Raw genomic sequence first — 11531 nt, forward strand, 5'->3', positions numbered from 1 at the left:
ACTATTGTGACGCTAAAAATAACTTACCTGTGCAGAAAAAAATGATGACACCATTGCTCATTGATGCATTAACAATTTCTGAAGGCAGGTTTGAAAAACCATGCCCAGTTTTAGTTTTGAAAATGATGTTACTCAATGAGGAAATGAGCCGGGAGTTTTCAGAAAAAATTAAAAATCAAGCATTACTACTGCTCGCGATATATCGTAAGTTACTGCTTGCTGTCGATAGGGACTTATGTAAGGTAAAAACTCTAAAGGATAGTGTGAAAAGAAGACACTGGGCTAAAGTGGATAAAGCACAGGACAAGATGGTGGTTGCAGGCCAACTTCGACTAAAGAGTTTAGATCCAGAAGAAATGATTTTATTTTTAAATACACAGCATTTTTTGAAAAAGCTGCCGATTTCCTTTGTTCAAGAATTGGTTAATTGGGCATCACCGGTGGTGAGTGGTAATTTTTTAATCGAAAATGTTTTAGCTGGTTATATCGCCCAGAAGCTTTTGCCATTAGAAAGAATTAAAGTGAAAGAGCTGGGTAAGTCTGTGCAACCATATTTTCATTTAGCTAACTTTTCTGTATTTTTACCTCGACTGGAGGAACTTTATCAAAAATATCAGCAGCAAATTGTTCGTGTGGCACCAATGGCAGAAGTTGCTTTGGCTTTAACAGACTTGAAGAAGGCAAGAGTCTATCGTATTCGGAGTAGTTCATGAAAAGTTATTTCAAGAAGCTCCTAGAATGTATTAATCAGAATGAAAATATAGAAGAAAAAGAACTGATCCAAGCATTATTTTTGTTGCGTGCACACTATAGCTTAGCTGGCATTGTTGTCATTTGTCAGCGAATCTTCACATTGATTGGGGATGATGAATTACCAGAATTTCGTGATGAGCTTAATACGTTAAAGATCATTAGTAGATTGCAGGATTCTGAGGAATATGCACATTTTTTCTCAGAAACAATAGATAGAAACACACATACACCCACGCCATTACGTCCATACACTGGAGACAGTGGAATTTGTGATTTGCTATTGATTCAAGCAGGACGAAGTCGAAATAATGAGAGTTTTGATACAGTAATTATTTGGCTTTTAGAGCAAATATTTCACTTTCAAAAAAAAGTACATACCCTAGGGCTTTATAGTAGTTATTTAAAGGGTGATGGAAGCATAAAGCTGAAAGCTCAAAAAGGATCTCGTGTGTATAACGCCTTTTTAGCAATCAGGCTGTTGGGTGATCAAGGTAATGAGTATATTTTAGAACAAGTCAAAGAGTTACTTATTCAAAATTCACCGAAACAACTGATTCATTTGATGTCTGCTGGTTCTGAAGATAAACGATTAAATGATGTTTTTTATACATTAAAGCTGTTTTTATCCCAAATTTGGCAAAATGATCCACTAAAAAATAAGAAGAAACGTCGAGAATTTTTACACCGTATAGGGTTAAAGCATAGAAAACTGATCTTGCAACGATACGGCTCATTAAGTATTGCTATTCAACCTTTAGAGGATGTAGATGAAATTCATCGTGGTCTAGTATCTGAAGTATTTGAGGATAATGAGATTGAAGAAGATGAAACACCATTGGAGCCATTGTTTACATTTTTTTTGGCAGAACAATCCGATTTAATTCGAGGTTTTTATGCCTCTAAATCTACTTCTCAACATATTGAAGCTGCAAATGTTGGTTTAGTTTGGACCAAATCGCGATTGTCCTTAATTTCAATTCAAGAAATATTTAGGCTCTGTCAACCATCTCATACTGATACCAGCTTAATTTTACGCGCAAAATTAGCTTTAATATTAAGTTTACTCACAGGACGTTCGGTGAGTGAATTAACAGCGCCTCGTTTTAGTCAAAATGCAGATCAGAATAATATTGCTATTCAGTATGATCATACTTTATCTGCGTATGTATTAAGTGTGTTTGCAGGGACACCGACACTCAAAAAAAAACCAGAAGATTCTAAATTTCATGTGCCATGGACCAATGAATTACATTTGGTTTTACCGATTGAACTCAATGATTTAGTGAGTCAAGTCAAAAATCTTGGGATTACAAGACATCATATGGCAGTTGAACGTGACGTGAGTGAACTGATTAACCGTGTACCTAAAGAGCTAGAAATCAGCCTCAAAAGCATTCGAGATATTCTTCCACGGTTGTTATATGATCATAGCCAAGGTGATTTAGCTGTCGTTAAAGCAGTGACTAATGCATCAGGTCGAAATTATGATAACTTGATTCATTATGCCTCTTTTGAACAGAGGCAACTTGAGCAACTCTGGGCTGCTTGTTTAAGAACGATAAAAATTAATATTCCTGAATATATATACTCTTCCAATAAGCGTGTGGGTAGCCCAATTGGAATAAAGATTGTTGAAATACAAAATGAAATTACACGAATAAAAAAGAGAATAAATCAGGCTTCTGAACATAAAAATTGGCAGGTGCTCTTTGATAGCTTGACGTTGTATACAGCATTATGGATGAATCTTGCAACTGCAGGACGAGGAATTAAGCAGCCCTTTCCAAAGTGGATCAGTCAGCAAGGCTGGGCATTGATTCAAGATAAACATCATCAAGATGAATCAACCGATCGTTATGTGCCATTGACGCAAGCGTTGATCAAACAGATTCAAGGTTTACGTGGTTTGATGGGAATGCTAGGGGAGCAAATTGAACCACGTGTTGATTTATCATCTTATGCTGTGCAACTTTGTGCTCCTCATCAGATTGAAGGTTTAGTTAGAAATTGGGCACGGAAGTTGGTTCGCTCTGATTATAATCAGTTACCTGGACGGTTCAAGGACGCTGGACTTGGGCACTGGATACGGGGTCGTCATCCATGGGATATGTTATCTGTATTTCCTGTATCAGCTTTTCAACAACAGTGGCTTGATGTACAAGAAAACTTGCAAAAACAATTAGGTTTCGAATGTCTTGAAGGTTTTGATTTTTTTAAAATCAAGCATATTCCAACATTTGTTTTAACCCAAGAGACTAAAACAGCTCAAGTAGAGACGAAGCTGAGAATACAATATTCAGAGAATGATGTAAAAGAATGGCTGAAAAACTCAGAGTATGAGTCCTATTGTCCGTTGATTTTTGAGGAAAATCCTGAGCCACAAGTAGCTTTAGAGCTTGGACATGTATTAGCTTCCCATTTAGCTAAAAATACAAACATTGATTTGCCAGAAGCCATAAAGGCATATTGTGCTTATATTCGCGATAAAACTAAAATTCCTTTATTCGTTCAACTTCCTCAAAAAGCTAATCGTACGTGGCTGACATCTGAAAATAGTTTTAGTACATGGAGTTATACTGAACAAAACTTACTTGATCTTATTCAGAAGGATTTAGAACATTTACCTGAACATCAAAATTGTGATATTGAAATAGGACGTTTGCTGGTTGTACTCTCCATGTATTCACAACTGTGCAGAGTGAGCCATTTACAAGCGATGTTGGAGTTTATTGCTTCTGATCAATATATAGTCGCTATGGGGAATAGTCGGCTCGTTGAGCTAACAGTGAATAATGATAGATCTGTGACGAAGATACGCCGTACAGTACTGTTAAGTCCTTATGTCTCGACTTTAATATTAGTAGACCGACAGTATCTACAGCCCCGATTAAAAGAGATTTTAGCACAGTCAAGAAATCAACAAAGAACGGCTTGGCAAAAGTGTTTTAATACATATTTAAAACAAATAGGGCTTAAGTCAACTCTATCGTTAGCTCAATGGTTGAAAGCTTTACAGCAAAAGGTGATGTTAAATAGCACTCCGTTGATTGCAGGTTATATATCAGGCCAAGTCCTGACTGAAGATCTTTCAATAAATGAATTATTACGATTATCCGAATATGAAAAATTAACCACAGGTTTAGATAGCACTGAGCCAGAAAGTGAAATAGAAATAGGCGATGAGCAACTACATTTGTCTGATATTTTAGCGATGATTCAGCAACTAAAAGGTGAGTCTAGATCAAGCATTTGGCTTAAACAGCTTGCTAGTAATAAAACGAATCACTACTCAGTCAATTTATTAACATGCTTTGTGCAATGGTTGATTTTACGCTGTGATGCAGAAGAGTTAAGTCTACAGAATCGAAATATGATTCATCTACATTTGGCCATCGTCAGTGCAGGTATATTGGGGTTTTCAGAAGATTTAACAAAAGATAGCCAGATTGATGAAGATGTATTTCAAAAATGGATGGAGTTGACGCAAGAGCATTTTCCACACCGCAAGCATCTCGCTGCGTGGAATCGCTTTAGAGAATTTTTAATTCAATTAAATGATGATCGTATAAAGTTACACAAGCGTACTGCGCATCAAGCAAGTGCTAAGGTTTTTTCAAAAAATGAAGTGCGGCAGATCGTTCAAATATTACAATCTGTAGAATCTGGGGTGAATGATACTGTTTTACGTCTAGAGATTCAGCGTCATTTTCGTTTATCTGCGGCGATGGGTGTACGCCGTTCAGAGACACTTCATTTACGGCCCTTAGATATTGATGAGGATATGCTCAGAATTCGTCCTTATGGTGAGCATCAGCTAAAAACACTCGGATCAGAACGTGTTGTTCCGATGAATTTATTAAGTCAGACGATTAAAAAGGGATTAGATGATGTTTATCAAAATAAAAAATATTCGATATTAATGTCTGATGAGAACAGTGAACATAAGCCTTTTTTTGATCAAATATCTCAAATATTAAAGAAAGTCACTGGAGATGTTGATCTCAGCTTACATCATTTAAGACATACGTTTGCAAGTGCATATACTTTAAAGTGTTTGCAAACAGTGGTGGATTTTAAAGTGCTCACGATAGAACTGCCATGGCTACAAAATTGGATGCCATCGAATGAACAATTTAATACGCTAGTAGGCAATGAAGGACAGGTCGGTCAAGGGATTAAGGCGATTGGTCGAGTACTTGGACATTTACATGAATCGACAACATTAAAGCATTATATTCATATCTTATTTCTAGCTACTTATGCCTATAGCATGCAACAACAGCAACCCAATTTACATACTGCATTTTTTAAGCGAGTCATGAGTCGGAGTAATTTATTCAGGCATTTCCAAGCGATTAACCAACAGAATAGTAATCTAAAATATGAGTTGAGAGATACCATCGAAAAATATGTACTCAAAAAAAGACAAACTCAGAGGTGGGTAATCTATGCTCAAAAAAGAGGAAATTCGACGGGTAAAGTAATTAAACACGAACTATTTCAAAATATTGAAGATATTGAGCGGTATCTTATTTCTGGGCAGGGGCAGCCACAATTAGATATTGAGTCCTGGAAGAGAGCTTTAATTACGATGTCAAACATTCCTTCAGGTAAACGTGGTTCAAATATAGGAAGACATCCATTATTGACACAAGGAAAGTTAGCACGTTTGCCTGAATTACTAAGTGCTGTAGATTTTAATTCCGCACAAAAAATTTTAGAGCGATTTGATTATTTAGAACGAAACCAATCAGACACTTATAATTGGTTAATAAAAAAATGGTTGTATGAGAGTAATGTAACAAAAGTATTGATGCATTTTACGGCAGAAGATAAACCTATGCTTTCACTTCTTATAGAACATCAGTTTTTTCCGGTAGTGATGAAACATAATAAATATGATTATTTTAGAATAATGTCTCAACAAGCGTCATTAAGCGCCGTGCGATGGGTACTTGCGTGGTTGAGTGTACGATATTTAGCGATTGGAGATCATATCTGAATCTAAGTATATATGACTTATGCACGCTTTGTTACACAAAGGTTTGAAAGACAGCGCTACCTTAATTGAGCTAATTTCAAATGACAATTTGGATGTAAGTGCAGCCAAATTCTGTGAATTTGTTCGAGATAGCTACGTGTGCATGAATATCATTTACCTGACTAGAAAAAATTCTTGCTGCTCATTTATAGCTTAATAATAGAGACTTAAGTATTTTTTATGGATCAACAGAACCGAAAAACATCGCATTATCCATTGCGTTTTGTCTGCTGCTGGAAGCTATGTAACATGATTCCTTAGGTGAAATAGCCTAAGCTTAATAAGTGATTAAAAGGCCTGAAAATCCGCGAATTTGATTTTTTTCTTCGCTTTCAATTTGATCCATACGTTATTTATTTATTTATATTTTTCATTTACAAATCAATAAAATATTCTAATTTGGTTTGATCAAAGAAAAAGATACCCATTTGATAATTAGGTTACAGCAAAATCTGTAATCGGGCGTGGAAACCTGAAAATTACTACAGAAGTATTAAAACCGCTTTAACAGTTTTTTGTGCCTATTATGCTTAGTTTGCTATTATTAAATATTATTCAGCATAAAGTCATGTTGCAGAAGAAATGTCACCTTCAATGCAGCGTGACAATTTTGAAGTAGCACGAACTGATTTTGAAAAACATCCAATCATCAAATGTTTATTTAAAGCGGATAACGTCACGCGACACATAAGTTGTCATTTGCGACGCATAAAATGTCATTGAACGACACATAAGTTGTCATTGAAAGAAACCGCGATTATTGGTGGTTTTTTTATCAAGTCTCATATTAATTTTCTAAAATTAAAACTTTATGGTTAAATTAGATTGCATAAAACCGTGGAACATTGGTTGGTAAATAAGCGTGGAACATGAATAATCAATAAAAAGCCGTTCTGGTGCCCTATACTCCAGAACGGCTTAATTTAATATACTGATATATAATAAGAAATATCATACATTTCGTATAAGGTGTATTATGTTAATTTTAGGGAAATTTAAAAATTATCCTCTTTCAATAACGCCATAAAAGAAGTGAAGTTATTTGCTAATTTTATAGTTCTCAACTTATTTTCAGTTGGTGATATTTCGATAAGGTCATCATGATAAATCAGAGTAATAGGTGGTTCATCAGTATTAAGCTCGTCTCTGTAATCAAAAGCTAGTAAGTCACCACCTGCACATTTTCCAAAAATCACTATGTGTTTATCCATAAATTCATACATGTCTTCATCAGGCTGATTTAATTCAATTGCTTCATATTTTTTGATGGAATCCTCATACTTTATACGATCTTCTTCATCCCAAATTTCGATTTCTTCATATCCGTAGCTATAAAAATATACGTCTCTATCTGTGATCTCGTTGTTATGATCTAAAAACTCAAAATAGTTCTTTTGAGGTGTTAATCCATTGTGTTTACTGAGTAATTCAACATAAGACTTAGGAAATTTATAACCAATAGACTTAGCATAATTTTCAATAATTTTTCTATCAATTAGGCCATGATCTCTGCTTACATCAATATTCATTTAATCTACTCAATTAATTTTTTCATAGTATAAATTAGGAATTTCCATTTAACATAATGGCTGTTATATGAACTAGAAACAAACAAACATCTCTTACTCTTAACAAGTTAAAGCCAAAATGCCTTATCAAAATTTAAATATTATGTATGACTTCGGACCAATCGATGTAGAGGTCATAGAAAATTTTGAGCAAGATAAGAAAATTAATTTCCCTCTGAGTTAGGCTTTGTTGCACAAAGATTTGAAATGCAAAGCGCCCCTAATTGAGCCAAATTTAAGGCGTAACTTGGGTAAGTGGTCGACCTAATTCCGTAAATCTGTTGAGGACTGCTACACGTGCATGAATTTCATTCACCTGACTAGGAAAGCTTCTTGCCATTAATTTATCGCCTAATAATTTGATGCAATGCATCTTGGTTTCCACCAAACTGCGCCGATGATAGCCTGACCATTTTTTCCATAATGTCCTGCCTAAACGTTTAACTGTTCGAAGTAATTCATTTCGCTCTAGCGAGCTACTCTTTGTATCTTTCCATGGTTTCGCATTTTTTCTAGGTGGAATCACCGCATGTGCTTGCCGATCTGCAATGACCTGACGGCATTGCTTGGTGTCATAAGCTCCATCGGTATAAACAGAGTCAATCTGCTCATCTTGTGGAATCTGATTAAGTAAATCACCAAGCACCTGTGAATCACTGACATTATTGGTTGTGAGCTGAATAGCGCGTATTTGTAGGGTTTTGGCATCTATACCAATATGTAGTTTACGCCATTGGCGACGATATTCAGCTCCATGTTTCTTGCGTTTCCATTCGCCCTCACCTAGAAACTTCATGCCTGTAGAGTCTACGAGTAGATGCAGCCCATCGCTACTTTTTTGGTAGCTGATTGCAATATCAATATGCTTTTGTCTTCTACAAAGCGTACTGTAATCTGGTGCGGTCCAATTTAATCCGCAAAGTTTAATCAGACTTTGCACAAAGCCAGTGACCATACGTAAAGATAGACGGAATAAGGATTTAATCATTAAGCAGCATTGGATAGCTGCGTCGGAGTAGGTTTGATTTCGCCCTTGTTTGCCTTTTGATGGAGCATACCATTGCGTAGCAGGATCAAACCAAATGGCAATATTTCCGCGACTCATGAGTGCTCGGTTATATGCGGGCCAATTGGTTGTGCGGTAGATTTTGTGTGTAGGCTTCTTCATTTGAAAATTATATCGCTGAAAAAGCCTTTACAGATAGGTTTGTGCAACAAAGCCTCTGAGTTATAAAAATCTGATGACTTGTCACAATGGGGTGCAATTTATTGAGAATAGTTTTGAATATTCTGATTCTAATAATGAGATTGGAGAATCTAGCATAGGATTTTGTTGCTTTGGAAAAGAGCTAGGCGGTGATCATATTGAAAACTGTCAAGATCAGGATATATATGGCCAGGATAGGATAGTCATTTTTGGACTAAATGGTTGTGGTGACTATATCGGATTTGACTACAGATCTGACGTTAATAATCCGAAAGTAGTTCTTATGTACCATGATCAGTATATTAAAGATCAACATGGACAACCCAAATTAAAATTAGTAGAAGTATCTGATAGTTTTGATAATTTTTTGAGTTTACTAAGATAGTTTGCATATTACTGAATAAGTCGGCCACCCATTCCTGTTCGTGGTCTACCAGTTATTCTATCCAAGTAGGCCACTTATAACTCACAATTCCTAACAGGCATACAGATTAAGGTGAACTAATATGAATAGTTGGGTTGTTAATATTATTATCATTACGATTTTATGGATAGTTTTATATGGATTATACAGAATTTTAGTAGTGTATTTCGCAAGAAAGAGAATGCGTAAAATGGCTGAACAGGAAGAACAACGTAGAGTTGAAATACGAGAAATCTTAAAAAACAAGCTGATTGTATTGAATCAGGTTGCGATTAAAATAGCAGCCGAAGAATTTATGCAGGCATTATTAGATTGGAAATCTGAGAGAACCATTAGGGAAACTATAGCACCCTATAGACCTGAATGGGGTGAGCAAGAAATTCTGAACTGTATTGAACGGAGTGAAAGTCTTATTAATCCAATAATAAAAGTATATCAACCTGTTTATGATGTCGCAATTCAGAAAAAAATCGATCAACCATTTGATTTATCTGGTTATATTCATTCTTTTTTTACGGGTTTTTATTGGAGTGAAGTTGATTATCCTGAAATTGATAAGCCATTGAGCAAATTAAGTGAATTAATGAGAGGTGGGTTATCCCACGAGGAATTCTGGGAAACAGATTATTATAAAAAGCATCTTGTACCTAAAAAAGTACAAGAACGTATGGAAGAACTGAGAAAAATAGGAAAATATTAATTTTATAATTTTTTTAATAGCACTTTATCAAAGATAATTTTAGTGGCCTACTTGGAATAGTAATGACTTGTATAGTACTAACGAGAATAGATGGTAGATTTATAAGTTGTCATTAAAAAGTAAACATGTATTCTTTTCCGAATTGGTTTGATACTTTCTCCACCCATTGCTCTATTTTGTCAGCTGTCATGACTTGAAAATCTCGCCAATAATATTTCATCTGCTTCCATACCATCTCGATTCGATTTAACTCAGGGCTATAAGCTGGAATAAAATACAGATTCGTCGAAAAGTTAGTTTTAAGTAGCTCTCTGTAATCAGCCATCTTTTTACTTCTATGAATCGAGGCATTATCAGCAATAAGAACCAATGGAAGGTTATACATCTGTTTTACTTGTTGAGCTATTCCAGTTAAATAGGCATAAAACCAAGTGCTTTTCACTGACTCTTGTAAACAGCTTGTCACCAGTTTCCCCGTTGAAAGCAAACACCCCATGACATTAACTCGTTTTAATCTTATTGCATCAACCGCATGAACATCACCTATCTTTGTCCACGCATAGCGGTTATCAGGTGTAGATGAAAATCCTGTTTCATCAACATAACCTAATATAATTTCACCACGTGCCGCTTGCTCTCGTAATTCTTCAATCTGCTGTGTTGCTTGTTCAAATGCAATCGGATCTCTTTTTTTTCAAGCTATGACGGGTACGCTTGAAGACCATACCTGAATCACGTAAAAACTTACGAATGGTTTCAACAGACACGGACACTTCGTATTCTTCATGTAGTTTGACTCGGATTTGTTCTGCATTGAGTGGACTTGTATTGACCCAATCTAGGATTTTCGCCTGATAGTCTGAGATCAATGTATTGGGTCGACCTGAGCGATGACCTTCTTTAATCGATTCAAACTCATACAATTCCCAACGTCGGCGTTGTAGCCTTATGGTTTCTGGGATACGTTCTTGTAGAGTGGCAACTTCCGCAACACTTTTACCTTCGGAAAGCCAGAGAATAGTTTGGGCACGTTGCCTTTCACGCCAATGTTTTGCATGCTTGACCAGAAAAATGAGTCGTTCTCGCTGTTCTAAACTAAGTGGTACAGAAACAATTCTAGGCATGTGTGAACATCTGTTAACTAAAAAAACCTTTTCGCATCATTAGTTATTTTTGTCAACTTACAAGAACATGCAGATAGTTTAAATTATTAGCCTGAGACTATATTTAACATAAAATCTCTTATACGAAGCCAAAAATGGGAGCTATAAGCTCCCATTTTTAGTCTTTAATTCGCTTTTTCGCTTCGTCATAAACTATGCTATCAGCTCGTTTTCCGACGGTAATGAGCAGGATAACTACCTGATCATCTTTAACTTGATAGACAAGTCGGACACCAGCTTTTAATAATTTGATTTTATAGCAACCTGCAAGATCGCCTCTAAGCATATTCTTTGGAATATGTGGCTGCTCTATGGCTTTGGCTAGTTTCTTTTTAAATTGATCTCGTATAGCAACAGGGAGTTTTTCCCATTCTGCTGTAAAGTCCTTGTGACGTAAAAGCTTATAAGTCATCTAATGTGACTTCCTCAAACATCTCTTTAGGATCATTAATGCGCTTACGGACAAGAGCTAATAATTCTTCATCTTCTTCCGAAAGCAAAGCTTTTTTGACAGGCAGTTTCCCAGTCGTAGCAACATACTCAAGAATACTAGTGAAGAAATCCGTAGGTGCAATACCTTGCTCTTTAAGGATTGAATAAGATTTTTCTTTAAGGGCTTCATCGATCCTGAAGTTAACAGTAGCCATCATATTTCCCAAGTATTTAATGTACTAG

General features: G+C 35.8%; 10 protein-coding genes. 4 read left to right on the plus strand and 6 right to left on the minus strand.

The features are described 5' to 3' along the window. The first annotated feature begins 41 nt into the window (after positions 1 to 41). Both PYW33_RS15965 and PYW33_RS15970 read left to right on the plus strand, forming a co-directional pair. Positions 42 to 713 carry a hypothetical protein gene (locus tag PYW33_RS15965; protein ID WP_005105953.1) on the plus strand — a complete coding sequence of 224 codons (672 nt, stop codon included), beginning with the start codon at positions 42 to 44 and terminating at the stop codon, positions 711 to 713. Then, entirely contained in the window at positions 710 to 5755 is a 5046-nt protein-coding gene (locus PYW33_RS15970; RefSeq protein WP_004647764.1) for a tyrosine-type recombinase/integrase, read from the plus strand. The genes PYW33_RS15965 and PYW33_RS15970 overlap by 4 nt, the downstream gene beginning before the upstream one ends. Before the next feature lie 1034 nt (positions 5756 to 6789). Here PYW33_RS15970 and PYW33_RS15980 read toward each other — a convergent pair. Next, entirely contained in the window at positions 6790 to 7323 is a 534-nt protein-coding gene (locus tag PYW33_RS15980) for an SMI1/KNR4 family protein (RefSeq protein ID WP_004647763.1), read from the minus strand. A 274-nt stretch (positions 7324 to 7597) separates the two neighbouring features. Beyond that, positions 7598 to 8530, minus strand: a complete 933-nt coding sequence (locus tag PYW33_RS15985) for an IS5-like element IS17 family transposase (protein WP_000743272.1) — start codon at positions 8528 to 8530, stop codon at positions 7598 to 7600. Between the two features lie 91 nt (positions 8531 to 8621). Here PYW33_RS15985 and PYW33_RS15990 point away from each other — a divergent pair, with 91 nt between their 5' ends. Together PYW33_RS15990 and PYW33_RS15995 are read left to right on the plus strand one after the other, a co-directional pair. After that, positions 8622 to 8954, plus strand: a complete 333-nt coding sequence (locus PYW33_RS15990) for an SMI1/KNR4 family protein (protein WP_265588134.1) — start codon at positions 8622 to 8624, stop codon at positions 8952 to 8954. 121 nt (positions 8955 to 9075) lie between these two features. Then, positions 9076 to 9693, plus strand: coding sequence for a hypothetical protein (locus PYW33_RS15995; RefSeq protein ID WP_004647761.1), 618 nt, complete (start codon positions 9076 to 9078; stop codon positions 9691 to 9693). Positions 9694 to 9805: 112 nt separating this feature from the next. Here the strand turns inward: PYW33_RS15995 and PYW33_RS16000 are convergent, their stop codons facing one another. From PYW33_RS16000 to PYW33_RS16015, 4 genes are all read right to left on the minus strand, one after another. Next, positions 9806 to 10372, minus strand: coding sequence for an IS630 family transposase (locus tag PYW33_RS16000; RefSeq protein WP_115736965.1), 567 nt, complete (start codon positions 10370 to 10372; stop codon positions 9806 to 9808). Then, positions 10362 to 10817 (minus strand): helix-turn-helix domain-containing protein, encoded by a 456-nt coding sequence (locus tag PYW33_RS16005; RefSeq protein WP_004647755.1) that lies wholly within the window; start codon positions 10815 to 10817, stop codon positions 10362 to 10364. Before PYW33_RS16005 ends, PYW33_RS16000 begins: the two co-directional genes overlap by 11 nt. Positions 10818 to 10974: 157 nt before the next feature. After that, on the minus strand, positions 10975 to 11268 hold the full coding sequence (locus tag PYW33_RS16010; protein ID WP_004647759.1) for a type II toxin-antitoxin system RelE family toxin: 294 nt from the start codon (positions 11266 to 11268) through the stop codon (positions 10975 to 10977). Continuing rightward, the gene (locus PYW33_RS16015; RefSeq protein ID WP_000246755.1) at positions 11258 to 11503 is read right to left on the minus strand and encodes a type II toxin-antitoxin system RelB/DinJ family antitoxin; all 246 of its coding nucleotides are present in this window, start codon (positions 11501 to 11503) and stop codon (positions 11258 to 11260) included. The genes PYW33_RS16010 and PYW33_RS16015 overlap by 11 nt, the downstream gene beginning before the upstream one ends. Positions 11504 to 11531 lie beyond the last annotated feature (28 nt).

This window comes from Acinetobacter lwoffii (assembly GCF_029024105.1).
GTDB classification, from domain to species: Bacteria; Pseudomonadota; Gammaproteobacteria; order Pseudomonadales; family Moraxellaceae; genus Acinetobacter; species Acinetobacter lwoffii.